Source organism: Acinetobacter sp. JADD-222 (assembly GCF_049310645.1).
The window spans coordinates 420,274-444,938 of sequence record NZ_JBMOWI010000001.1; the positions used below are offsets into that span (position 1 = coordinate 420,274).

Sequence of the window (24,665 nt, forward strand, 5' to 3'; positions counted from 1 at the left end):
TTTGTTCTACAAATAAACATAATAGATACTTAAAAAAGGCCATAAACAACAACAACTTCGCAATGTCTCACATTTAGTAATAAAAGTATAAAAAAATTAACATTACAATAAGGTAGCTATAGCTCACATGCAACATAAGAACCCTGGAAGAACACTCGTCTTATGGATTATCGCAGCTCATCTATTTATGGGCATGGTGGCGTATGAGTGGTTGCCTGTAAGTTTTAGAGGAAGCTGGATTTTTATTCTCATTCTTTTAATTTCTGGAGCTTTTTTACAAGTTGGTGCATCCTTAATTGTGGGCTTACTCGCTTTTATCGGTGTTGCAGTATATTTTCTACTCGACTTAGGGGCTCAGACGCATATTGAACGTCAGCTTCTTTTACTTTTTATTATTCCCCTCATTCCTCTTTTTCTGAGTGCTGTTCGCCATAATATTGAAATTAACGTTCAAAAATACCGCGATATTCAAAGTTATGACCGTAATTATCGCCGTGATATTTTCCCGCTTAGCGCACTCAAGTATTTTCAACGCAGTTTCTTTAAGCTTCTTGATCATCATCACATTCAAGACTATGAAGTCTTTGAAATTAGAATTCTCAACCGAAGCTTAATTAAAGAAATGTTAGGCGACGATGTGTGGAAAACCACTCAAAATGAAATGATTAAAATTTTGAGCCAACATCATCCACAAGAAATCATTTTCCAGTTTGCTGATGATGATCTTGAAACTATATACAGCATTGTAATTCGCAAGCAAAAAACGGATGAAGAACCTGAATTTATTAAAAAGCTAAAAGAAATTATGACTTTGCGGCTTGAAGTCGAATATAAAGTTATTCAGATTCCACCTGAAGAGGAGATTAATTAATGTCTAATCTTCTTAATATTTGTGGAATTATTATTGCATCTAGTCAGTATCCTGATGCCACTTTACAGCAGTTCTATCGGCAATATTATCATTGTGAGATTAAAACGGAACAAACAAAAACAGAAGTTCAGAGTACCGATGATCTTTCAATGTTTTTTCCATATCAGGATACATGGTGGCCTATCTTTACAATTGACCAGATCAGCTCGGATAGCTTTCAACGACTTATTCATAAAGGGTTCAAGCCTGGCATTATATTGCCGGATGAAGTTTTTAGCTTTTCTCATTATTTCTTGCTCAAAGAAGCAGTCAGCCAAGGTGCGATTCCGATTGCACTTTATAAATCAGAGCAACCTCAATATTTTGCGGCTAAAGCCACATTTTCGACTGCAATTGGGTTGCGCCCAATGGCTGCTTTTGTCTCAACGGGATGGGATGAAAATTTAATTTCACAGACCGCTGGTAGTTATATTATTCAATTTAACCCTTCGCAGCTCCCGTTACCCTCTAGAGAAATTAAGCAAAAACAGCATTTATTTTATTCGGCTAAACGTTTTAACGGTCATATTTCTGGGTATGAAATTATTATTAATCCTCCTGCTGATCTACCCACAACAAATATTCGATATCCTCAACTCGGAATATCTTGGAAATTTAATAAGATTAATTACATAAGTACGCCAGAGCATGTAAAAACTAATTTCCTTGGATACATTTTTATCGGTTTAAGTACTGTTGTAGTTCCACTCGATCTAATTCTGACGAGTACCTACCCTGACCTCCTTGGTACGTTTGGTAGCTATATTTCATGGTTCTCTCTTGTAATCGGGTTGATTTTATTAGTCTTGCTCATCTCGTCTATTATCAGGAGGGTTAAATCAAATGGCTCCCATTGATATTCTCTTCTTATTTGGATTTTTAGGGATTTGGATTCCACAAGCATTTTGGGCGTGGTTAAGTTATCAAGCTTGGAAATATTCAAAAACAGCAGAAAAAGAGTTACAAAACCTTCCAATACCAGAGAGATGGCCCGTTTTGAGTGTCTTGATCCCTGCCTATAATGAAGGTGTTGTGATTGAAGATACTTTGCATGCAATTGCTCAACAAGATTACCCAGCCGAAGCATATGAAGTTTTACTCATTAATGATGGGTCAAAGGATAACACCCTAGAAATCGCCGAAAATTTGGCAAAAATTTATCCTTGCATAAAGATTGTTAATGTTCCTAAAGGAATGGGGGGTAAAGGTAAATCTAGAACGCTTAATAATGGCCTCCCCCATGCTAGAGGCGAATTGATTGTTGTCTATGATGCGGACAGTACACCAGAACCCGATTGTGTTCGCTTGCTAGCTCAAACCCTACTTGCCGATAAAAAATTAGTAGCCGTTAATGGAAAAGTAAGAACACGTAATTGGCAAGATAGTATTTTGACCCGATTTATTGCCATTGAGTTCATCTTTTTCCAATGGATTTTCCAAGGCGGTCGTTGGCAACGTTTTGAGCTATCGACATTAATGGGTACTAACTATGTGATTTGGCGTGATGCTTTAGAAACCTTAGGCGGTTTTGATGAAAAGTCATTGGTCGATGATACAGAAATGAGTTTTAGGATTTTCATTGGTCAAAAACGGATTAAATGGGTGCCCTATGCAATTGGTTGGCAGCAAGATCCTCCATCTCTGAGTGTGTTTGTTAAACAGCGTTCACGTTGGACCCAAGGTAATTTTTATGTGACTCGTAAATATTTACCCGTCGCATTAAGAACGCCTTTTCCTATCGGAATTGAAATTCTTAACAACATTATGTGCTACATACTTTTTGTACCCGCTTTATTCTGGAGTCATATCACCTTAACCCTTGGCATACTTGATATTGCGGGTATTTCAGTTCCAGGCCCATTCACAACTCTATGGGGACTGTCATTTTGCCTATATGTGGCACAAATGTGGTTTACGCTTTCACTCGAAAAAGTTAAACCAGAACTCTACTTTTATTCAGTTCTATCTTACGTAAGTTACTCACAAATATTTCTATTTATTGTTTTTAAAGCCGCATATGACATGCTTAAAAATAAAATACAGGGCAACTCCCTTCAATGGTACAAAACGGAACGTAGCAAGGAGAAAAAATAAATGAAAAAGACTTTTGATCTTTACAAAACAGCTCAAGTGCTCCTTGCCAGCACCAGTCTTATGCTCGCCATGTCTGCTCATGCGTATACATGGGAACTGGACGATATTAGTACTTCTACTAAATACACAGTCGAGCCTCATTTTTTCTATATTGGCAAAGGTGCCCAGTGGCAAAACATTCAATTTTCAAGTGATTATTCCACTGAAAGCGATACAACTTTACTTGTAAAATATGATGATAAACTCATTTATAACACTACCCTAAGTGGGGATGGTCAAGTCAAATTTGATATTCCAGCAAGTCAGAGTGGTTTTCACCGTTTAGATTTTATTATTCAACAATATGCGAAACCGACTACGCTGAATCAAACCAAAGAAACATTCTGTACAGAAGATATTGATCACCTAACTTATTTAAGTAATTCCCAGCTCGACTTTACACCTATTCGTAATGAATATCGCTTAAAAGATTTGCCAGATGCTTTATATAACCCACAAGCGAGACGGCCTACTCCATTTGTTGGTATTTTAAAATACAACCGTAAAGAGATTATAGAAGCCTCCATGCTCGCCAGATTAGCAAGTTCATGGACCTCCATAACACCTGTTGAATGGGTTGATTCAGGACAAACCAATTTAAATCCTGAAACAAACTTTATTATTGAAGTTATTCGCTCAGCAGCACCACTAAAAGGCGGAGCACTAGTACAAATTGCAAAACCTGTAGAAGGTGTGCCTACCTTATCAATTACTTATCATACTCAACAAGATTTAACGAGCGCAGTAAATGGACTAATTAATTCTTCTTATGTACAACAATTGAGTACAGGAAACGCAGTTTTTCCAAATACAATATCTAATCCAACATGGGCTCAATTTAAAAAAATCGATACACTCGCCGATTTAGGAATTGAAGATTTCAGATTAAATCACGCTGAAAAAAACTTATTTCTTGATTTCCCTGCGGTATGGCAACCAACCGATATCTTGCAAGGACAAATCGCACTTCGTATTCAAAGTGGTTTATTACAAGGTTCCAATATTACAGCTTGGATTGATGGAGGACTTGCTGGAAGCATGAAAACAGCCGACCTTGCTTCAGACCCAGTAAACCGTCAGTTCAATATTTTTGCAAAAGCTATTTCTAATACGACAAATTTTAGTCTAAAGCTGGAAAATTCAGTGATAGCCAATTCCCAATGTTTACCTAACGCACATGGTTCACTTTGGATTGATACAGCCAAATCTACTGTAAAGCTACCTCATAAACTTAAAAATGGTGTAGCCGCAATTTCAATGACTTTAGCAACAACCCCCACAATTGCGGTTGATGGTCAATCTGGTGCATTAAATATCGCGATTGTGTTAGGTCAAACTGCGAAAAAAATGCTTTTAACCCAAGCACCAATGCCTCTCAACCTAGTCCGTTATTCACCGAGCGCGCCACAATCTGTAAATGTCCGTGTTAACAAAGATATTTATCAACAACAAGTACTAATGCATCAGGATATTATTTATGCACCTGCTGCCCAAAATGGTTTTATTGTCAGTTATAACAATAACCGCTTTGATGTGATTACCGACTCACAAGGTGGCGCACAAACGTTTATGCACCTTTGGGAAAAAATACAACATAAAATTCCAAACAACGTGACGAAAATGCTGGTTTCAGAAAATGGAAATATCTATGTTTTACAAAAACTCATTGTCGGAAATCAAAAGGCGCCTCTAGTCCAACAGTCTTCTTTCTTCTTATTAGTTGTGATTATCTCTGCAATTATGATAATAATTATCTTCTTGTGGTACTGGTTAAGACGAAATAATGAGAAAACAGATACCAATTAAAATAGCTGCTTTTATTATTTTAATTATATGTAGTGTCATCGTATATGCGGGGCTTTTCAAACATCAAGGTCAAGCCCCTCATATTGAAGGTATTTTCTGGCAGCCTGATAATAAAACGACTCCTCCAGAAGGAAATTGGCACTACTTAGGTGTCGATACCTTTGTTCCCCAATGGTCTGTGGTTGAATCTAAATCATGGTGGAAAGAATCCAATTTTCCACAGTGGGAAAAAGCAATTAATTTAGAAAAAATTAAACAAGAGCCATGGGCTAAAAATCTTATATTAGGGTTAGCTGGCGAATATAATGAACCTAAAGCGCGAGCAAATGTCATTGAGTTAGGCGAAAAATCTGCCCAAATTATAAAAGAGCAAAAAACGGCATTTAAAGGCTATTACTTTCCGGTAGAAGCTGATCCAACTTGGCTACGAGTCAGTGCTTTAGGCCATGTATTGTCAAAGCTCCCCTCACCAGTTTGGGTAAGTATTTATAGTGGCGAAAGTGAACCTGAAAATTATGATTTGTGGGTTAAAAGCTGGCTACCGGACCATACTGGAGTTTTTTTCCAAGATGGCGTTGGCGTAGGGATTCGATCACCTAAACAGGCCAAACATATTTTAGATCAGCTTGAACATAAACTTGGAAAAGACAAAGTAATTATAGTATTAGAAGCTTTTAGAGTGAAAAAGAATGGGCAATTTAGAGCCGCATACCCTTGGGAAATTATTTCTCAGCTAAAAGCATATGAAGGTAAAACTGTTTATATTTTTGATGGTCCTCATTACATGAGCCGCTGGTGCGTTAATATTGTGAGCTTATGGTACCGCCTCACTTATGGTCATGCGAATAAAACCATAAATGAGACGAGATCCTTAAATCATAATTATGCCGATTCATAAGATTTAGCAATTTGATTGAGAATACGTTGAGCAGCTTGCCCATCGCCAAATGGGTTTTCCACATGTGCCATTTTTTCATAATGCTGTTGGTCGGTGAGTAACTTTTCAGCTTCTTCAATAATTTTTTGTTGATTTGTACCCACCAAAACGCCTGCTCCCACCTCAACAACTTCTGGTCGCTCGGTAGTATCCCGCAAGATCAAAACTGGCTTATTAAATGATGGACTTTCTTCTTGTAAGCCTCCCGAATCCGTCAAAATAAAATTCGATCGGTCTATCACTGCCAATAGACTTGGGTAGTCTAATGGTTTAACAAGATGGATTTGGGAATGGTCTTTAAACTTATCATGGACTACATCATGTACTGCCGGGTTCAAATGTACAGGCCAAATAAAATGTAAATCAGGATGTGCTTGAGCTAAGTGCTCAACTGCATTACAAATATTTTGAATTCCACCACCAAAGTTTTCACGACGATGGGCAGTAATAAGTACAACTTTGTCATCCTGCTTTAATTGAATTCCATAACGTTCAAGCTGGTTCTTCAAATCAGATTTTTCAGCAATTAATTTACGCCCTAAATACACAGCGTCAACAACAGTATTGCCTGTAACAGTAATGAGTTCTGGCGGAATTTGTTCATTAAGTAGATTTCTTTTTGATTGTTCAGTCGGGGCAAAATGCCATTTAGTAATACGTGAAACTAACTGACGATTTCCCTCTTCTGGAAAAGGATGATCTAAATCATAAGAACGTAAACCAGCTTCAACATGCGCAACAGGAACTTTCATTGAAAACGCGACTAAGCCAGCTGCTAAAACAGTTGTTGTATCACCCTGAATAACAATTGCATCTCGTTTTTGTCCATCAGTGTACACATTCTCGATTTGGCTCAAACCATGAATTAAGAGCTGATTTAAACTTTGTCCAGCATTCATAATTTTAAGACGGTGGTCAATTTCAACCCCAAAGAAATCTATCGCATCTCTTACTAGTTCGTCATGCTGTCCAGTAAAAATCACTTCAACTTGAAAGCGAGGGTCTTGTTTTGCCAATAAAATCACAGGGGCAAGTTTGATTAATTCAGGACGGGTTCCAAATACGATAGATATAAAAATTTTATTCATTTTAGAAATCCTTATAAAAAACGAGTTCTACTCGAGTATTGTTGTAATGATCTTTCGTATTTACTGGCACATCTTTAAAGTAATTGCCATATAGTCGTTCTACACGTAATTTTATAGGTTGATAATTAAAAGGCTGCCATGAAATACCTGGGCCATATTCAAATAAATTATTGTAATACTCATCTTTACTGTCAGCTAAGCCATGCAATTTCATATACGCCTGTACAGTGCCCGTTTCCCCCTTATAGACATTCAAACCCGTACGTAAGCGTAAATCGCCAATAACGTTATAATCTTCTCTAGAATAAGTCGCAGCATTGCCATATAAATCAGTGAAGTAATCATTAAAACAAAGTGACTGATTACAACTATTTTGAGAATACCATTCTTGATAACCTGCTATCCCACCCACAACACTTTCACGAAATTTATCTCTATTTCGGTCAATCAGATCATAGCTTCCACCTACTTCTAAATACATGCGTACAGGTATAGAAGTCCAAGGTTGATAATTAGCGCCGACACCTAGAGTTACTGCATTTTCATCAATAATTTCAGGTCGTACTCCGCCTTGAGATTGAGTATCGCGGTTTAGATTTAAAAAGCCATACACCTGCGCTCGACCATTATCGAGGTTCTTACCATAGCGAGCTTTAAGTGGGAAAATTACATCGTCGTAACGTGATTCATATGAAGGTGCAAAATACACATCACGGAAATAAGTTTTGACTTCCCCTCCACTTAAATTCTTTACGGCCTGTGTCGCCTTATTGGCAATATCCGCATCTTTAGATTGCGTAAGCTCCTTAAAAACTACCAAAGCCTCTTTGTTATGTTTTTGAGAATTCAGTAGATAAGCTTCTTGGAGTTTTAAATTATCATCTGCTGGATCTAATGCCTCTGCTTTTCTTAGATTTTGCAAAGCAGCATCTTGTTTCCTTAACCTAATCTGTAAATAAGTTAAACTTTTCCATACTTTAATATCTTGTGGTGTCATCTCTCCAAGTTCTAATAATAACTTCTCGGCATTTTCAGGTTGAGTCTTTTCAATTTTATAAAATTGATCCCATTTATCATAAATTGGATTACCTGGTTTATATTCTTGATTAACAATCTCTTGCGCAAAACTAGTCTCAACACTTAAGAGGCCTAAAGCTGGACAGATCGAACCAATAACGATAAAGGAACGGGTTATAGATTTTATTGTTTTGCTATTCATTGGGACCTCTAGAGTAAAATAGGTAGAATGCTTGCGTAGCAATCAAATTAAAATTTAATCAATAAGTATTATAATTAAACCCATAAATGACACTGTTTATATAAGTAGATGAGTTCTTTAAATTGTTCATTTTATCTCCTTTAATATTATGTTTTAAAAAAGTTCTTATCTGTTTGTTTTTCCTATAATGACACATTTTTTAATCGTATTATTGTAAATAATCTTATAGGATAAGATAAAAATTTATAACTACAAATAGGGGAAAACATGTCCTTTTCTCAGCATCCAGAACATCATTTTATTCACCGCTCAGGTTGGTTAAGGGCGGCCGTTTTAGGGGCAAATGATGGAATTATTTCTGTTACTAGCCTAATTATGGGAATGGCTGCAAGTGGGGCTTCTGCTCATACACTTCTTATTGCATGTATTGCTGGTTTAATTTCTGGTGCAACCTCTATGGCTGCAGGAGAATATATTTCAGTAAAATCACAAGAAGATATTGAAAAAGCCGACTTAAAATTTGAAGAACAAGAACTCAAAAAGCATCCGCAGCGTGAATTGGACGAACTCACCCAAATTTATATATCCAGAGGCTTAGCACCTGACTTAGCTCTACAAGTTGCTACTGAACTTACAAATCATGATGCATTAGGGGCTCACGCGCGTGATGAAATTGGTATTCATGAAAATACCGCAGCAAACCCTATTCAAGCCGCATTAGCTTCAGCTGGCTCATTTTCATTTGGGGCATTGTTTCCTATGCTGGCTATTTTACTCAGTCCAGATATATGGATCGAAAAAACAGTCTTAATATTTGGCATTATTTCATTAGCCTTTTTAGGAGCGCTATCAAGTCATTTCGCAGGTACTTCCAAGCTTAAAGGGAGTCTACGCATTACCTTGTGGGGAATTTTAGCGATGGGCTTTTCAAGCTGGATCGGCTCTTTATTTCATGTTACTCCACTTTAAAAAATCAGAACTTATCAATGTTTAAGAACTAAATATTTAAAAACTAAATGCCCAATATTATTTGCTCTTGGTTCGGTTTTCACGCTATGGTGAATAGAAAGAAATGAGGTGAATAAAATGGACCTATTACAACAACTTGAAATTAAACATCCAATTTTTCTTGCCCCTATGGCAGGTGTATCTACACCTGAACTTGCAGCAGAAGTTTCTAATCAGGGTGGTCTTGGATCCTTAGGTCTAGGTGCAAATACGGCGCAAAGTGCACGTGAACAGATTTTAAAAACCCAAACACTTACAGAAAAATCATTTCAGGTTAATTTTTTCTGCCATCAACCCGAACAACTAAACCCTCAAACCTCAGCACAATGGATTGAATATTTACGCCCACAATTTGAAAAGTTCGGAGAACAGCCTCCTCAAAACTTAAACTGTATTTATCCAAGTTTTCTTGATAACGATGATTTTCTAAATGTCGTATTAGAAACCAAACCTAAAGCGGTAAGTTTTCATTTTGGAATTCCCCATCCCCATCAAATTCAGGCATTAAAAGATGCCGGAATTATCACGATGGTGTCTGCTACCAACTTAGTTGAAGCACAAGCCATTGAAACGGCTGGTATAGATATTATTATTGCTCAAGGGATTGAAGCAGGCGGACATCGTGGAATCTTTAATAAAGCCTTTGATGCAGCAATTAAAACGAGCGATTTAGTACACCTTATTGTCAAGCATTGCAAACCACCTGTGGTAGCTGCAGGCGGTATTATGAATGGAGCACAGGCACGGCATATGTTGAGCTTAGGAGCTGCTGCGGTTCAACTCGGAACAGCATTTGTTCAATGCCATACATCAAATGCATCTGCCGAGTATCGTAAAGCTTTATTTAATGAACCTGTAACACAAATCAGCGCCAGTCTTTCTGGGCGTCCAGCCCGTGGCCTGCTCAACCATTGGCACACACAAATTGATTTACCTAATCGCCCTCCTCAACCCGAATATCCATATGCATACGATCTAGCCAAGCAATTAAATGCCATTGCAAGCAAGAATAAAGACTATGGCTTCGGTGCTTTTTGGGCGGGTAGTAATGTCTCTCAAATACGAGAGCTAGATGCTGCTGATCTGGTTAACCAGTTAGTTGTAGAAATGCTAGAAGATGAGTAAATCTTAAAAAGCCAGTAATCATATACTGGCTTTTTATTTAATGGGTTTCTAGTAAGTTAACCTGCTCAACCTGAACATCACTCATCAAATTGCCTTCAGCTAATAACTGATTAAAATAATTTTCGACTACTATTGCCTGTTCAGCAGTGCTTTCAACTTTATACATATTTTGGCGGAATTCATTACTCGAACGTAATCCTTTGGTGTACCAAGCAATGTGTTTACGGGCAATACGGCAGCCAGAGTATTCACCATAAAATTGATAAAGTTCTGATAAATGTCCTAGTAACACCTGCTTCACCTCTTCAATATTAGGTGCAGCTAAGTGTTCACCAGTTTTTAAATAATGAGCAATTTCACGAAAAATCCATGGTCGACCTTGAGCAGCTCGACCAATCATAATTGCATCTGCCCCAGTATAGTCGAGTACATATTTTGCTTTTTCAGGACTATCAATATCACCGTTCGCAATAAGTGGAATATTGATTAATTCTTTAACATGTTTGATCAAATCATAACGCGCTGTATTTAAATACATGTCTTCGCGAGTACGGCCATGTAAAGCTAGCGCGGCAATCCCCGCTTCTTCTGCCCTTTTTGCGACTCTTAAAATATTTTCCTGACCATTTAAAAAGCCCAAACGGGTTTTCAAAGTCACGGGAACATCAACAGCAGCAACAACTGCATCAAGAATTCGAGCCACTAAGTCTTCATCTTGTAATAGCGCTGAACCAGCAAGTTTGTTACATACTTTCTTGGCAGGACATCCCATATTGATATCAACAATTTGTGCGCCATTTGCTACTTGATAGCGTGCAGCCTCTGCCAATTGCTCAGGATCAGAACCTGCAATTTGAGCAGAGATTGGAGCGAGTTCACCATCAAAGTTCGCACGGTAGAGGCTCTTTTTGCTCATCCGCAAAGTTTTATCAGCAGTCATCATTTCACTGACTGCATGGCCTGCACCAAAATATTTGCACAGTGTTCTAAATGGACGGTCAGTGACTCCCGCCATAGGAGCGACAATTAAATTATTTGACAGTTGATAGGGACCAATATACATATATATTCATACAATTGATGATCAACATAGTATACTTCATCCGCTTAATCGGCTCATCTTTTTATGCAGGTGCTTTCCTCGCCATGAACAAACCGTTGTCTTCCCGTTTTTTATTAAAATCATTCGGCATGGCTGCCGTATGCATGAGTTTAGCTGCTTGTGGTGATAAAGCTTGGTGGTCAAACGATGATGAGCCTGAACTAGAAAGCCAACAGATTAAACGTCTAATTCCATCGCGTGTGCATGACCGTGAGTCATGGGCAAATGATATCGATGACATCATGAAAGAGTTAGATATTCAAAAAAATAAAAAAAATGTCTGCAGTATTATTGCAGTTGTCGATCAAGAATCTAACTTTGTTGCCAACCCTCAGGTGTCTGGATTAGGACAAAAGGCTGTTGAGGAAGTGAGTACACGTTTAAATGAAAAATTTGAAGATAAACTTGGCAAAACCGTTGGTGGAACAATTGCTGGTTATTTTGAAGAAGTTCTAAGAACTCAGCCTTCTCCTGATAACAACTATATGAGTCAAATGCGTAAAGTTAAAACCGAGAAAGAACTCGACTTACTTTACCGAGAAATTTTCGACTTCATGGCTAAACATTATCATGTGAGTGCCTTAACTGGTGCAGCCAAATTGGTTGGTCAAGATATTGGCGAGAAAATGAACCCTATTACGACTTTGGGCTCAATGCAAGTTCATATTAATTATGCAAAAGCAAACAAGCGTTCGAGTATGAGTACTGCTGCGCTTCGCGATGATCTCTATACTGAATATGGTGGTTTATATTACGGCATACATCGTTTAATGGTTTATCCGGCAGACTATGATAAAGCTATTTATCGTTTTGCGGATTATAACTCCGGTATGTACTCTAGCCGTAATGCAGCTTTTCAAAAAATGCTACGAGAACTTACTGATAAGGATATAAGCCTTGATGGCGATCTACTTCTTTATACAAAAGATGGTGATCCACGCGCGACTCAAAGCGAGTCAGAAAAAGAGCTGATTACGGTATTTGCAAAAAATAATATCTTAGTTACACCAAGACAAATTCGTAATGATCTTAAATTAGAAAAAGAGAAAAAGTTTGAGAATACTCAAACTTATATTGCGCTAACTAAACTTTATAAATCAAAAACTGGCAAAGAACCGCTCTATGCAATTATGCCTCAAGTGGTGATTTCCGGGCCTAAATTAAGTCGTGATTATAATACCAATTGGTATGCAACCCGCGTAAACGGACGATATGAAACATGTATGCAACGAGCGAAACGAATAAGACTATAAAAAGTCTCGCCCTGTTCGATTTTGATGGAACCTTGTGTAGTAAAGATAGTTTTACAGGGTTCATCTTTTATGCTTTATCTAAGCGTCACATTGTTAAGCAAGGCTTAAAAATTCTGCCATGGATTCAAGCCTACTATCTTAACTTTTATCCAGCCCATGCTATGCGTGCCAAGTTATTCCGTAGCATGTTTAAAAATACGCCTGCAATTGAATTACAAAAATTAGGTGAAGAATACGCACAAGAGTTAGTCTCTGCGCTTTCGCCAGAAATCTTTACTCAGTTACAACACCATCAATTGCGTGGTGATCAGGTCGTATTAGTTTCAGCTTCAATTGATGTCTATCTTGCTCCACTTTGTAAGTTACTAGATATCGAGTTAATTTGTACCGAAACTCAAATTAGAAACGGTATGATGACTGGTTACTACTCCACTCCAGATTGTAGTAGTGAACAAAAGAAGTTGAGAATACATCAGCAATATACGCTACAGCATTACCACCAGATTTATGCTTATGGTAATAGCTCGGAAGACTTAGACATGCTTAGTCTCGCCACACATCCATATATGGTAGGTGAAGACCGTGTTTTACCTCGTTTAACACCAGAAAAAAAGCTCGCTTAAAGCGAGCTTTTTTATTTGAGTAAATCTTAATAAATTGCCATATGATCACGGTGAATCATTTCAAGTGAACGAGCTTCACCAAGCACTTGATAAACCTTATCTGAGGCTAAGCCTTTAATAATTTCGGCTGATCGTGAACTAAAGTTCACTCGACCTACCGCAATACGTTTACCTTGTTTATCGACACATTCAACCACATCACCACGATCAAAATGTCCTTCAACATTTTTAACTCCAACAGGGAGCAAACTGCGATGCTTCAATTTAATCGCTTCAACAGCACCATCATCAATCACAAGACGACCTGCTGTTTGTAAATGAGCAGCGAGCCACTGTTGATGAGCAGTCATGCGGTCTTTATCTGTAGTAAACAAAGTGCCTAGCATCTCACCTGCCATCGCACGTGATAAGACATTATCACTTTCGCCACTCGCGATGAGGGTTGGGCAGCCCGATTTAGCAGCTAAACGTGCAGCACGAACTTTAGTGACCATCCCACCTCTGCCAAGCACACCACCACCGCCGGCCATATCGAATAAATCATCATCCATAGCACGAACAGTAGAGAGTAATTTAGCATCAGGGTTATGACGCGGATCTGAGTCAAACATACCTTGCTGATCGGTTAAAATGATCAGTAATTCTGCGTGAACCTGACCTGCCACCATTGCAGCTAAGGTATCGTTATCTCCAAAACGGATCTCATCGGTAGACACCGTGTCATTTTCATTAATGACAGGAATCACACGCCAATCAATCAAGTTTTGCAAAGCATCACACGAGTTCAGATAACGACGGCGATCTGCCAAATCATCATGAGTCAATAAAACCTGAGCAGTACGAATACCGTGGTTTTCAAGCACACTAGACCAAGTATGAATTAAGCCCATCTGCCCAATTGCAGCACAGGCTTGTAGACTGGGTAGATCGGTGGGTCGACTCGCAAGCTTCATACGAACCATACCTTCTGCTACAGCTCCTGATGACACTAAAATAATCTCGTGTCCAGCATTGTGCAGATCTGCAATCTGTTTCGCCCAATGCGAAATAGCATCTAGATCTAAACCTTGCCCATTAGCCGTAAGTAAAGATGATCCGATTTTAACAACGATTCGTTTACACTCACTGAGCTGACGTTGCCCATCGACCACTTCTATCATGTTTCCCTCGGTTTTCTAGTCACGAACGTAGATGACTTCTACATCATTGTCGTCTTCATCATCGTCAAAATCATCATCATCGTCCATCATGCTTTCGAGACGTTGTGCTCGACGCATTGCACGATATGCTTCTTTTGCCGCAATGGTTTGTTCACGTGTTTCAACTTCTAGTTGTTCACGGAAAGCTCTTACTTCTGCTGCATATTCAGGATCTTCAACTTCGCGTTCACGTTGTTGTTCAATCTGATCCATCAAGTAATACACAACTTCTTTTGTACCTTCGCTTAATAAGCCCGATGTCTTAAAGACAGGTCCAGTCCACTCTAGTTCATCTAGAATGTGCTGACACCACTCTTCGCGGCTTTCTTCAGCAATCTGATCAAGTTTATTGAGTACTAAAACAACTGGTAATTTAGCCAAAGTTGGTGAGAACTTAGCCAACTCATTCATAATCGCTTTTGCATTATGCGCTGGATCAGAACCATCAATTGGTTGTACATCAATAATGTGTAAAAGAATACGAGTACGTGCCAAATGTTTAAGGAAGCGAATTCCTAAACCTGCACCTTCTGCTGCACCCTCGATTAACCCTGGAATATCGGCCATTACAAATGAACGATGGCGGTCAGCATCGACTACACCCAAGTTTGGAACCATGGTTGTAAATGGATAGTCTGCCACTTTTGGTTTTGCAGCACTTACAGCACGAATGAAAGTAGATTTACCGGCATTTGGCATACCCAGCAAACCAACATCAGCCAATACTTTTAATTCAAGACGAATTTCGCGGAACTCACCTTTTGTACCAGTCGTACATTTACGAGGTGCACGGTTAGTTGATGATTTAAAGTGAGTGTTACCTAAACCACCTTCACCACCACCAGCAACCAGAATTCTTTGGCCGTCTTCAACCAAATCGCCAATAATATCGCCTGAATCTGTATCAACAATTGTTGTACCAACGGGTACTTTTAAAACCACATCTTCACCACCACGTCCAGTACAGTTAGCACCTGCACCGTTTTTTCCACGCTCAGCACGGAATTTACGTGTGTAACGGTAATCGACTAGCGTACTTGTATCGTCATCAGCTTGAATATAGATACTTCCACCACGTCCGCCATCACCACCATCTGGGCCACCAAATGGTACAAATTTTTCACGGCGAAAACTGGCTACGCCATTGCCACCGTCGCCAGCCTCTACGGTAATGACTGCTTCATCAACAAAGCGCATCTGCCAATCCTCTAAAAACTCTAAAACCGCCTATTCTGCCATATTTTCATAAAATTCTCGAATAGAAAATGGAACAATTCCATTTATAACGATCTATTTTATCTTTAATCCAGCAGATGCTTTTAGTTTTGCAAATAGTATCCTTATAAAAAATAAAATTTAGCCAATTTATTTAATTATCAAGGATGAACATTGCGCAGAGGTAAGGTCATTTGCATATCAAGATTTGCTTTTGTTTTTGGCACAGAATTATACATGATGGCATTAAATGAAGAGACATTCCCCATTTCCATAGGATCATTTACGTTTAGGCTTGGTTTAAACTGATGTTTCACCGATAAATTTACAGGTTCATCGAATTCAAAATAAACCGGACCATCAAAAACAATTTTAACGGGAACGGTATAACTACGTTTTAAATTAAAAGGCACATCTAATTTAATAGGGATATCTAATTTAAGGGGAAATTTTGGTAAAAACTTACTTTGATAAACCAAGTCTGTGGTGGTTTCTAAAGGCATAACCTGATCAATTTTTAGAGTCGTTGAATAATCGACACTTACCGTAATAGGTGTTTCTACAGCAAAATTTAAATCTGCCAAATATTTCCCTTTTAAGGGTAAAGTTAATTGGCGGTCTATATCTAAGGTTGTATCAAGTTTACCAATAGACTGAACCTGCAAAGTATTACCAACTTGAATTTTTGTTTCTAAAGAGTCAGGTAAACTAATATCGGCATTATGAGCAGAAACGACTAAATTTGCCTGAATGTTGAGATACACCCAAAACATAATAGCGGCAAGTATCATCATTAAAAAGAAACTGATTAACATACTCTTGAGTGAACGGAACATTAGCATCCACCCTATTGATCAGCTGTCTTTTGTGAAGTTTCTGAACCTAATACTCGATTTAATCGCATAGTGGACAGAGGAATCTTTAACTCACCATTTGCAATCTTAACAGGCAAAGTATTTTTCACATCAACCGAAGCATTTAATGCAGTTTTAACAGGTACATTTAAATTACCCTCAATTGGGATATTCGTATCTAATCTTGCTTTTAGAGGAATATGTAAATTTTCTTTTAATACCGTGCGTACTGGCGCATCAAATTTTAAATGAACTTTTTGCTCAAGCGGGACATTAATATCAATTGGCACATCAAGTTTTAATGGAATTGTTCCTTTCAATGGCAACGTAATATCACGTCCTAAAACTCGCACCTGAACCTTAGTATCAATTGGTAGATTTTGCTCAACTTTTAATGTTTCTTTGACAGGAATAGTAGTGCTAATCGGCACCATATTATCGAAATAAACACGCGGAGTTAATGTTTGTGTTAAAGGAATATTCAGTTTCTCATCAATTGGAATACTGGCATTTACGCGCCCCTTTACATCCACATTTAAAGCATCTTGTACTTTAACCTTAACCTGTAGAGGCTCTTGTAAATCAATAGCAACTGCCTGATTTTTCAGTGGAATATAAATATTAAAGTGCTTAAATACCCATATTGCAATGAGTACACCACATAAATTGGCAATAATGATGAATACAAAAACGACCAACAAACGTTTAAACTGCGACAATTCCTATCCCTTACTATTTTCTTTTTTTCCTTAATTTGTATTCTCATTTATTTACAAAAAATAGTCAGCATATATTTTGTACGGTTGTAAAAAAACCCAGTTTAAACTGGGTTTTTTTGTGAAAATATTTTATAGATCGTTAAATGATCTTAAGCATTCAATTCTGCTGGGATTTTTTTGTAGCTTACGCCGCACATTTGTTCAGCAATACGTAATACCTGACAGCTATAACCAACTTCGTTATCGTACCAAACGTAAGCAGTTAAGCGGTTACCAGAAGTAATCGTTGCTTGAGCATCGTATACACCTGCTGTGCGAGAACCGATAAAGTCACTCGATACAACTTCAGTCGAGTTGGTATAACCAATTTGACCTTGAAGGTTAGAGTTAATCGAAATTTGACGAATGTATTCGTTCACTTCTTCACGATCAACTTCTTTATCAAGTGTTAAGTTCAAGATTGCAAGAGATACGTTTGGTGTAGGAACACGTACAGAGTTACCAGTTAACTTACCTTTCAATGCAGGTAATGCTTTAGCAACTGCTTTAGCTGCGCCAGTCTCTGTAATTACCATGTTCAAAGTAGCAGCACGGCCACGACGATCTGCTTTATGGTAGTTATCGATTAAGTTCTGGTCATTTGTAAATGAGTGAACAGTTTCAACATGACCGTTAAGAACTTTATATTTGTCATCCAATACTTTAAGAATTGGAGTAATTGCATTTGTTGTACAACTTGCAGCAGAGATGATTTTGTCTTCATCCAAGATATCTGTGTTGTTTACGCCAAATACAACGTTTTTCATTTCGCCTTTACTTGGTGCAGTCAATACAACACGTGCAACACCTGGGCATTTCAAGTGTTGGCTTAGACCTTCAGCATCACGCCATTTACCAGTGTTGTCGATTAAAAGTGCGTTTTCAATACCGTATTCAGTATAGTCAACTTCACTTGGGCTAGACGCATAAATCACTTTAATGAAGTTACCGTTAGCAATGATTGCTTCGTTTTCTTCATCAACAGAAATTGTACCAGCGAAAGTACCGTGAATAGAGTCACGACGAAGTAAAGAAGCACGTTTTGCCAAGTCACCGTCAGAAGACTTACGTACAACGATTGCTTTAAGGCTTAAACCACGACCTAAACCTGATTGGCTAATGATTAAACGAGCCAAGATACGACCAATACGACCAAAACCGTAAAGAACTACATCTTTAGGTTGTTCAGAAGTTGCGCTACCTTTGATTGATTCAACTGATTGAGCAACAAAAGCATCAACATCACCGCCTTTTTCTTTGTATTCGACAGCAAGTTTACCGATATCAACTTCTGCAGAACCAATATTTTCAACTTTTGCTAAAGCTTCTAAAATTGGGAATGTGTTTACAACAGAAAGTTCAACGTCTACAACACGTGTACGACGGTGAGTTTTCAAAATTTGGATAACAGAACGGTTAATTAAAGAGCGACCGTAAACAGATACGACAATATTTTTTTCACGGTATAATTGACCGATTAATGCAATCATACGTTCCGCGATTTCTTCACGGTTTTTCCAACGGCCTTGGTGTTCAGCGTGCAGGGCGATGATAGTGTCTTTGCTCACAGATACGTCCTCTAATTAATTATATCTAGGCGTGATTTTTAAAACCCCGTAATTGTAATGGAATTATTGGCAAGAATGAATCAAAAGCTGACGTTAGTGACTAGATTTTCCTAAAATTCATCATAAATTCATAAAATACCTATAATTATTTTTTATTATCTTATTGTTTAAAGCAGCTAAATTTTTGCTTTTTCTTACTTTTTAGGTTCTGACGACCTAATTGAACTCATCATTTTTTAATCTTTTTTGATATTTCGTGATATTAAGTTGCAGATTTTGGGCTTTTTGCCGTTGTTGATAAAGATGAATTGCCCCTTCTAAAACGAGTACAAAAACAGCACACCAAATCGGAATATAAGTGAACCATTCTTCTTGACCAATGCTCTCCCCTAAAACTAAAGAAGCTAAAGCAAGTAATACAGGTTCCAAATATCCTAAGAGTCCAAACACAACTAAAGGTAGAAAGCGACTTGCCAGAATATAACTTCCCAGACCAATAGCACTTAAAATTCCAAGCCCAATAATGATCAAAGAAAGACTTGGTTGGTCTATAAATTTACTGTATGGCTGCAAACCTGTATGAGTTAAATAAATCGCAACGGGCATAATAATGACCAAATCCCACCAAAAGCCCCCTAAATTATCTGTTTTAATTTTTTTACGTAATAAAAAGTAGGCAGAATATCCAACTGCTACCAATGCAGTTTCCCACGCAATACTTCCTAAACGCCATATCTCATGGCTAACACCAATGACTGCAAGAATAATTGCTACCCATTGAAATTTTGATATTTTTTCGCCATACAACACACTTCCAGCTAAGACAAGAACCAGCGGTAATAAGAAATATCCCAAAGAGACTTGTAACCCACGCCCATGCATCGGCCCCCACAAAAAAAGCCAAAGTTGTACTGAGGTTAAAATAGAGGTTGTGATTAACAATAATAGTAAAGAAGGTTTAGCCAAAATACGTTGATAGATATTTTTGATATAAGCTAAATCACCACTCCACCACATAAATAAAGTAAGGAACGGCAGTGTTGCAATAATCCGCCATCCAAAAGTTTGCTCACTATCTAGCTGGCTTAATAATTGAGTATAAAAATAAAGTACACCAAAAGTGAATGATGCCATGACAGACAAGATCACGCCCTTAAACATCATTAACCTCTTAGACTTTAGTAAAAACAACTCACTACAATACTTGATTTATCCACTATAAAAAAGAAAAAACCATGTAAAAACATGGTTTTTTCTTAAACAGACATATACCACTATTCTTTATGTTCTGTACGAATAATATCTCGAATATCAAAACCTAATGTTTTTGCATAATTTAAATATTCATCTACCACTTCTTGCTCTGGATGAGGGTCTCTTGATAACACCCAAAGGTATTTACGTGAAGGTTCCCCAACCAAAACAGTCTGATAGTCTTCATCTAGCTTTAAAATCCAGTAATCCCCACGGATTACCGGAATCCATCTTACAGCTTCCGGTAAAAAACTTACCTTCAATTTGGTGTTATATGGCGGGTTAACCACAAAGGCCTCCCCGATAGATTGCTGTAATTGTTTTCTATTATCGTAGCAGCGATTATCTACTACTACATTTCCATTTTCGTTTAAGGTGTAGGTTGCAGATACATTATAAGCACACTTTTTTTGGAAAAATGCAGGTTTACGCGCGACTTCATACCAAACACCTAAATATCGGTCCAGTTCAACTTTATAGACAGTTTGCAAAGGTTTCGGCTGGGCATAGACATAGGTTCCAACAGCCAAACCAGCCAAAACGACACCGCCCAACGCAATTTTAGCCAAACGCCAGCTGGCTTGCGGAACATTATTTCGAAATGCCATTGTTGCCCTCAACGATTAGTTGTGAATACAAAAGAACTCAAATATCTACAGTAGCTTGTTTTTTAAACACATTATGTAGCGTTATGTATTCGTTTATTGCAACATTTGCGCTTTTAGTCGAATGATTTCATCACGTATCCGTGCTGCTTGCTCAAACTGTAAATCTTTCGAAGCTTTTAACATCTCTTTTTCAAGCTTAGTAATATGCTTACTAAACAATTTTGGATCAGAGAGAATATGTCTTTCGTCAGCACTTAAAGCTTGTGCTTGTTCAAGCACCTTCTCATCAATTTCGTCGTCTGAAAGCACTTCGCCTGAATCAATTTCTTTGATGACCTGACGAACAGCACTACGTGGCGTAATACCATGCAACTCGTTGAACTCGATTTGTTTAGCTCTACGGCGTTCAGTCTCATCTATTGCTTTTTGCATAGAATCAGTAATTCGGTCAGCATATAAAATTGCTTTACCTTTCACGTTACGCGCGGCACGACCAATTGTCTGAATGAGTGAGCGTTCTGAACGTAAAAAACCTTCTTTATCTGCATCTAAAATAGCAACTAAAGAAACTTCTGGCATGTCGAGACCTTCACGCAACAAGTTAATACCGACTAAAACGTCGAATACACCTGTACGTAACTCATGAATAATTTTGACACGTTCAACTGTATCAATATCCGAGTGTAAATAAGCGACTTTAACCCCGTATTCTTTTAAATAAGAAGTCAGATCTTCCGCCATACGCTTTGTTAAAGTGGTCACTAACACACGTTCATTTAGGTTCTTACGAATATTAATTTCAGAAAGAACATCATCGACTTGAGTTAATACAGGACGAACTTCAATTTCAGGATCGATTAGTCCTGTTGGACGTACCACCTGTTCAACCACTTGGTCAGACTTTTCTAGCTCATATTTAGCAGGTGTTGCACTGACAAAAATGGTCGTCGGTACAATGCGCTCCCACTCTTCAAATTTCATTGGTCGATTATCAAGTGCGCTTGGTAAACGGAACCCGTAATTCACTAAATTTTCTTTACGTGATCGGTCACCTTTATACATCGCTCCAATTTGCGGAACTGTAACGTGTGACTCATCAATAATCAGTAATGCATCTTCTGGTACATAATCAAATAAAGTTGGAGGCGCTTCACCAGCTGGACGGCCCGATAAATGACGTGAATAGTTTTCGATACCATTGGTATAGCCCAACTGTTGCATCATTTCTAAATCATAACGGGTACGCTGCTCAATACGCTGGGCTTCCAGCAATTTGTCATGTTCACGGAAGAATTTAAGTTGATCTTGTAACTCATCTTTAATTGTATCAATAGCACGAGTTAGATGATCTTTCGGCGTTACATAGTGGCTTTTTGGATAAATCGTAACACGTGGAACTTTACGGACCATTTTACCCGTTAACGGGTCAAACCAACGGATCGAATCGACCTCGTCATCAAATAGTTCAATACGAATCGCATGTTGATCAGATTCGGCAGGGAAAATATCAATAATTTCGCCGCGAATTCGATATGTACCACGTAAGAACTCAAGTTCATTACGCGTATATTGCATTTCAACCAAACGGCGGATAATTTCATCACGACTTACACGGTCGCCCTCAACCACATGCAGTAACATTTGCATATAAGCATTTGGGTCACCCAAACCATAAATTGCAGAAACCGAGGCCACAATAATTGCATCACGACGCTCTAATAAAGCACGTGTTGCTGATAGTCGCATCTGGTCAATGTGATCGTTAATAGCGGCATCTTTTTCAATAAAAGTATCTGAGGATGGAACATAAGCCTCGGGTTGATAGTAATCATAGTAACTTACGAAATACTCAACCGCATTATTAGGGAAGAACGCTTTAAACTCTCCATAAAGCTGGGCAGCCAAAGTTTTGTTATGAGCCATCACAATTGTAGGTCGCTGTGTTTGAGCGATCACATTCGCCATGGTATAGGTTTTACCCGAGCCAGTTACACCCAGCAATAACTGATTACGAAAACCATGCTCGATACCATTTACCAGCTTTTCAATGGCCTGTGGCTGATCACCTGCTGGCTGATAATGAGTGACCAAATCAAAAGGTTGATTTTCGTTCAAAGTTATCTCTCTTTATGAAAAATTGAATTTAACGTCTCCCCTTTTAATGGGGATTTTTATCTTAATTTAAAGTCTAAATTGAGCTGGAAATTCAATGTAAAAGATTAAGCATCTTAACACTTGACCAATACCCTAATCGGTTGCAACATGAAGCTATCCATTAAACAAAAAGTATAACCATGACCTATCAATATCATGATGAAAGTATTGTAACCGAACTTCCCGAAGATACAGTTTTTGTATTTGGAAGTAATCTTGCTGGACAACACGGTAGTGGTGCAGCGCGCGTTGCAAGTCAGCACTTCGGAGCAGTTGAAGGTGTAGGTCGTGGCTGGGCTGGTCAAAGCTTTGCAATTCCAACTTTAAATGAACACATTCAACAAATGCCACTTTCACAAATTCAGCATTATGTTGAAGACTTTAAGGTATACACAAAAAATCATCCTAAAATGAAATATTTCATTACTGCATTAGGTTGTGGCATTGCTGGTTATAAAGTTTCCGAAATCGCTCCTCTTTTTAAAGGGATTTATCATAACGTTATCTTTCCGGAATCTTTTAAACCCTATGTAGAAGATAATGCAGTATCACAATTTCCGACTTTAACTCAAAAGATGGTACAAAGTTTCATTAATGATGAAGTTATTTTTTACTTTAATCATGGCAGTGAATCATTTGAAGAAGCTTTAGATAAAACTGATTTATCAGATGCTGAAAAAGCCATAGCTCTTATTGTCTTAAATGAAGAGTTGTACCCACGAGATCGTTATGGACGAGGCCGTGATCATGAGCTTAGTGATATTTTAGGGAAGTTAAACGGTAAAATTTTCAATCTTCATGGAAACTCTGAGGGTGCCATGATTTTTGTAAGTGCAGTTGTTGCACTGATGGAACTTTACGATTTTGATGAGCAAGATTTTATTAAGTTATGGCGTGGTGAAAAAAACATTGATCACCCTATTAATCGTTAATTTTTCTTATGAATTTATGAGTTAAGCAGATAATCTCTGCTTTCTCATTATTTTATTTTTAATTACATTTAATCCTTTTATTTTTAATTATTCTAATATATTTAAACTCTTTATCCTCCCAAATCTTAATTTTTCTCATTATACTTTAAGGCAAACTGAATACTTAAAGAAACATATGGAAACTTTAGATTCTTCGATTTTTGACCTTAGCCCAATTCCAATGTGGATTGAGGATTTCAGTGAAGTTAAACAACAATTTGATTTATGGAGAAAGCAAGGAATTGAAAACCTTCATGACTTTTTAAATCAAAATAAACACTTAGTTATCGAATGCGCTCATAAAATTAAAATTATTCGTGTTAACCAAAAAACTTTAGAACTTTTTGAAGCAACAACACATGAAGAACTCTATTCGAATTTGAACCTTATTTTTAAAAAGGAAATGTTCGAATCACATATTTATGAACTTGAAGCGTTATGGAATGGCAAAACCCATTTTTCAAGCACTACCGTGAATTACACCTTATCAGGGCTTTGTTGCACAAAGATTTGAAAGGCAAAGCGCCCCTAATTGAGCCAAATTTAAGGCGTAACTTGGGTAAGTGGTCGACCTAATTCCGTAAATCTGTTGAGGACTGCTACACGTGCATGAACCTCATTGACTTGGCTATCAAAGCTCCTTGCACTGAGTTTATCTCCTAATAATTTGATGCAGTGCATTTTAGTCTCAACCAAACTTCGGCGATGATAGCCTGACCATTTTTTCCATAGTGTCCTACCTAAACGTTTAATTGTTCGAAGTAATTCATTTCGCTCTAGCGAGCTACTCTTTGTATCTTTCCATGGTTTCGCATTTTTTCTAGGTGGAATCACCGCATGTGCTTGCCGATCTGCAATGACCTGACGGCATTGCTTGGTG

The 24,665-nt window shown here is 37.9% G+C and carries 22 protein-coding genes and 1 pseudogene; 11 read left to right on the forward strand and 12 right to left on the reverse strand.

What is annotated here, in order from left to right:
• Positions 1-127: 127 nt before the first annotated feature.
• From ACO6UW_RS01895 to ACO6UW_RS01915, 5 genes are read left to right on the forward strand one after another with little or no spacing between them, the layout of a single operon-like run.
• Positions 128-871 carry a hypothetical protein gene (locus tag ACO6UW_RS01895; RefSeq protein ID WP_057062838.1) on the forward strand — a complete coding sequence of 248 codons (744 nt, stop codon included), beginning with the start codon at positions 128-130 and terminating at the stop codon, positions 869-871.
• A complete protein-coding gene (locus tag ACO6UW_RS01900) occupies positions 871-1,767 on the forward strand; it encodes a hypothetical protein (protein WP_002118561.1) in 897 nt (298 codons plus the stop codon). The genes ACO6UW_RS01895 and ACO6UW_RS01900 overlap by 1 nt, the downstream gene beginning before the upstream one ends.
• Complete coding sequence (locus ACO6UW_RS01905; RefSeq protein WP_002118919.1) at positions 1,754-3,004, forward strand: glycosyltransferase family 2 protein; 1,251 nt, start codon at positions 1,754-1,756, stop codon at positions 3,002-3,004. The genes ACO6UW_RS01900 and ACO6UW_RS01905 overlap by 14 nt, the downstream gene beginning before the upstream one ends.
• On the forward strand, positions 3,005-4,849 hold the full coding sequence (locus ACO6UW_RS01910; RefSeq protein WP_065387996.1) for a hypothetical protein: 1,845 nt from the start codon (positions 3,005-3,007) through the stop codon (positions 4,847-4,849).
• A complete protein-coding gene (locus tag ACO6UW_RS01915) occupies positions 4,827-5,747 on the forward strand; it encodes a hypothetical protein (protein ID WP_032035907.1) in 921 nt (306 codons plus the stop codon). Before ACO6UW_RS01910 ends, ACO6UW_RS01915 begins: the two co-directional genes overlap by 23 nt.
• Here ACO6UW_RS01915 and wecB read toward each other — a convergent pair.
• Both wecB and ACO6UW_RS01925 read right to left on the reverse strand, forming a co-directional pair.
• Complete coding sequence (gene wecB, locus ACO6UW_RS01920; protein WP_057062840.1) at positions 5,732-6,874, reverse strand: non-hydrolyzing UDP-N-acetylglucosamine 2-epimerase; 1,143 nt, start codon at positions 6,872-6,874, stop codon at positions 5,732-5,734. The genes ACO6UW_RS01915 and wecB overlap by 16 nt on opposite strands.
• 1 nt (position 6,875) lies before the next feature.
• A complete protein-coding gene (locus ACO6UW_RS01925; protein WP_065387997.1) occupies positions 6,876-8,093 on the reverse strand; it encodes a tetratricopeptide repeat protein in 1,218 nt (405 codons plus the stop codon).
• Between the two features lie 267 nt (positions 8,094-8,360).
• On the opposite strand from ACO6UW_RS01925, the gene ACO6UW_RS01930 reads away from it, so the two are divergent.
• Together ACO6UW_RS01930 and ACO6UW_RS01935 are read left to right on the forward strand one after the other, a co-directional pair.
• Entirely contained in the window at positions 8,361-9,062 is a 702-nt protein-coding gene (locus ACO6UW_RS01930; RefSeq protein ID WP_002118524.1) for a VIT1/CCC1 transporter family protein, read from the forward strand.
• A gap of 117 nt (positions 9,063-9,179) precedes the next feature.
• Positions 9,180-10,226, forward strand: coding sequence for an NAD(P)H-dependent flavin oxidoreductase (locus ACO6UW_RS01935; RefSeq protein ID WP_032063315.1), 1,047 nt, complete (start codon positions 9,180-9,182; stop codon positions 10,224-10,226).
• Positions 10,227-10,263: 37 nt separating this feature from the next.
• Here the strand turns inward: ACO6UW_RS01935 and dusB are convergent, their stop codons facing one another.
• Positions 10,264-11,289, reverse strand: coding sequence for a tRNA dihydrouridine synthase DusB (gene dusB / locus ACO6UW_RS01940; protein WP_005067871.1), 1,026 nt, complete (start codon positions 11,287-11,289; stop codon positions 10,264-10,266).
• An 83-nt stretch (positions 11,290-11,372) separates the two neighbouring features.
• Here dusB and ACO6UW_RS01945 point away from each other — a divergent pair, with 83 nt between their 5' ends.
• Both ACO6UW_RS01945 and ACO6UW_RS01950 read left to right on the forward strand, forming a co-directional pair.
• Positions 11,373-12,581, forward strand: coding sequence for a DUF1615 domain-containing protein (locus tag ACO6UW_RS01945; protein WP_057062846.1), 1,209 nt, complete (start codon positions 11,373-11,375; stop codon positions 12,579-12,581).
• Positions 12,548-13,204 (forward strand): HAD-IB family hydrolase, encoded by a 657-nt coding sequence (locus ACO6UW_RS01950; protein ID WP_057062842.1) that lies wholly within the window; start codon positions 12,548-12,550, stop codon positions 13,202-13,204. Before ACO6UW_RS01945 ends, ACO6UW_RS01950 begins: the two co-directional genes overlap by 34 nt.
• A gap of 26 nt (positions 13,205-13,230) precedes the next feature.
• Here the strand turns inward: ACO6UW_RS01950 and proB are convergent, their stop codons facing one another.
• The 8 genes from proB to uvrB form a co-directional block, all read right to left on the reverse strand.
• On the reverse strand, positions 13,231-14,364 hold the full coding sequence (gene proB / locus ACO6UW_RS01955) for a glutamate 5-kinase (protein ID WP_002118789.1): 1,134 nt from the start codon (positions 14,362-14,364) through the stop codon (positions 13,231-13,233).
• Between the two features lie 15 nt (positions 14,365-14,379).
• Entirely contained in the window at positions 14,380-15,600 is a 1,221-nt protein-coding gene (cgtA, locus tag ACO6UW_RS01960; protein WP_002118576.1) for an Obg family GTPase CgtA, read from the reverse strand.
• 179 nt (positions 15,601-15,779) lie between these two features.
• A complete protein-coding gene (locus ACO6UW_RS01965; RefSeq protein WP_005073191.1) occupies positions 15,780-16,454 on the reverse strand; it encodes a hypothetical protein in 675 nt (224 codons plus the stop codon).
• A gap of 11 nt (positions 16,455-16,465) precedes the next feature.
• Complete coding sequence (locus ACO6UW_RS01970) at positions 16,466-17,191, reverse strand: hypothetical protein (protein ID WP_017399267.1); 726 nt, start codon at positions 17,189-17,191, stop codon at positions 16,466-16,468.
• Between the two features lie 149 nt (positions 17,192-17,340).
• Positions 17,341-18,798 (reverse strand): glyceraldehyde-3-phosphate dehydrogenase, encoded by a 1,458-nt coding sequence (locus ACO6UW_RS01975; protein WP_002118702.1) that lies wholly within the window; start codon positions 18,796-18,798, stop codon positions 17,341-17,343.
• Between the two features lie 216 nt (positions 18,799-19,014).
• Positions 19,015-19,962 (reverse strand): EamA family transporter RarD, encoded by a 948-nt coding sequence (gene rarD / locus ACO6UW_RS01980; protein WP_081037777.1) that lies wholly within the window; start codon positions 19,960-19,962, stop codon positions 19,015-19,017.
• 110 nt (positions 19,963-20,072) lie between these two features.
• Entirely contained in the window at positions 20,073-20,660 is a 588-nt protein-coding gene (locus ACO6UW_RS01985; protein WP_017402788.1) for a lipocalin family protein, read from the reverse strand.
• A gap of 93 nt (positions 20,661-20,753) precedes the next feature.
• On the reverse strand, positions 20,754-22,775 hold the full coding sequence (gene uvrB, locus ACO6UW_RS01990) for an excinuclease ABC subunit UvrB (protein WP_002118463.1): 2,022 nt from the start codon (positions 22,773-22,775) through the stop codon (positions 20,754-20,756).
• Positions 22,776-22,954: 179 nt separating this feature from the next.
• Here uvrB and ACO6UW_RS01995 point away from each other — a divergent pair, with 179 nt between their 5' ends.
• Together ACO6UW_RS01995 and ACO6UW_RS02000 are read left to right on the forward strand one after the other, a co-directional pair.
• On the forward strand, positions 22,955-23,746 hold the full coding sequence (locus ACO6UW_RS01995; RefSeq protein WP_017386250.1) for an A1S_2505 family phage non-structural protein: 792 nt from the start codon (positions 22,955-22,957) through the stop codon (positions 23,744-23,746).
• A gap of 175 nt (positions 23,747-23,921) precedes the next feature.
• Positions 23,922-24,278 (forward strand): annotated as a pseudogene (locus ACO6UW_RS02000) (histidine kinase); the annotation flags it as partial.
• A gap of 50 nt (positions 24,279-24,328) precedes the next feature.
• Here the strand turns inward: ACO6UW_RS02000 and ACO6UW_RS02005 are convergent.
• On the reverse strand, positions 24,329-24,665 hold a 337-nt coding region (locus tag ACO6UW_RS02005), incomplete at its 5' end, for a transposase (protein WP_161414176.1).

What these genes read in the sequence shown, in the direction of transcription:
- ACO6UW_RS01925 (WP_065387997.1), bottom strand. Translation starts at nt 8,093, where the DNA reads ATGAATAGCAAAACAATAAAATCTATAACCCGTTCCTTTATCGTTATT.
- cgtA (WP_002118576.1), bottom strand. Translation starts at nt 15,600, where the DNA reads ATGCGCTTTGTTGATGAAGCAGTCATTACCGTAGAGGCTGGCGACGGT.
- wecB (WP_057062840.1), bottom strand. Translation starts at nt 6,874, where the DNA reads ATGAATAAAATTTTTATATCTATCGTATTTGGAACCCGTCCTGAATTA.
- ACO6UW_RS01910 (WP_065387996.1), top strand. Translation starts at nt 3,005, where the DNA reads ATGAAAAAGACTTTTGATCTTTACAAAACAGCTCAAGTGCTCCTTGCC.
- ACO6UW_RS01965 (WP_005073191.1), bottom strand. Translation starts at nt 16,454, where the DNA reads ATGTTCCGTTCACTCAAGAGTATGTTAATCAGTTTCTTTTTAATGATG.
- ACO6UW_RS01985 (WP_017402788.1), bottom strand. Translation starts at nt 20,660, where the DNA reads ATGGCATTTCGAAATAATGTTCCGCAAGCCAGCTGGCGTTTGGCTAAA.
- ACO6UW_RS01935 (WP_032063315.1), top strand. Translation starts at nt 9,180, where the DNA reads ATGGACCTATTACAACAACTTGAAATTAAACATCCAATTTTTCTTGCC.
- ACO6UW_RS01945 (WP_057062846.1), top strand. Translation starts at nt 11,373, where the DNA reads ATGAACAAACCGTTGTCTTCCCGTTTTTTATTAAAATCATTCGGCATG.
- proB (WP_002118789.1), bottom strand. Translation starts at nt 14,364, where the DNA reads ATGATAGAAGTGGTCGATGGGCAACGTCAGCTCAGTGAGTGTAAACGA.
- ACO6UW_RS01930 (WP_002118524.1), top strand. Translation starts at nt 8,361, where the DNA reads ATGTCCTTTTCTCAGCATCCAGAACATCATTTTATTCACCGCTCAGGT.
- ACO6UW_RS01950 (WP_057062842.1), top strand. Translation starts at nt 12,548, where the DNA reads ATGTATGCAACGAGCGAAACGAATAAGACTATAAAAAGTCTCGCCCTG.
- ACO6UW_RS01915 (WP_032035907.1), top strand. Translation starts at nt 4,827, where the DNA reads ATGAGAAAACAGATACCAATTAAAATAGCTGCTTTTATTATTTTAATT.
- dusB (WP_005067871.1), bottom strand. Translation starts at nt 11,289, where the DNA reads ATGTATATTGGTCCCTATCAACTGTCAAATAATTTAATTGTCGCTCCT.
- ACO6UW_RS01900 (WP_002118561.1), top strand. Translation starts at nt 871, where the DNA reads ATGTCTAATCTTCTTAATATTTGTGGAATTATTATTGCATCTAGTCAG.
- ACO6UW_RS01895 (WP_057062838.1), top strand. Translation starts at nt 128, where the DNA reads ATGCAACATAAGAACCCTGGAAGAACACTCGTCTTATGGATTATCGCA.
- ACO6UW_RS01905 (WP_002118919.1), top strand. Translation starts at nt 1,754, where the DNA reads ATGGCTCCCATTGATATTCTCTTCTTATTTGGATTTTTAGGGATTTGG.
- ACO6UW_RS01995 (WP_017386250.1), top strand. Translation starts at nt 22,955, where the DNA reads ATGACCTATCAATATCATGATGAAAGTATTGTAACCGAACTTCCCGAA.
- rarD (WP_081037777.1), bottom strand. Translation starts at nt 19,962, where the DNA reads ATGATGTTTAAGGGCGTGATCTTGTCTGTCATGGCATCATTCACTTTT.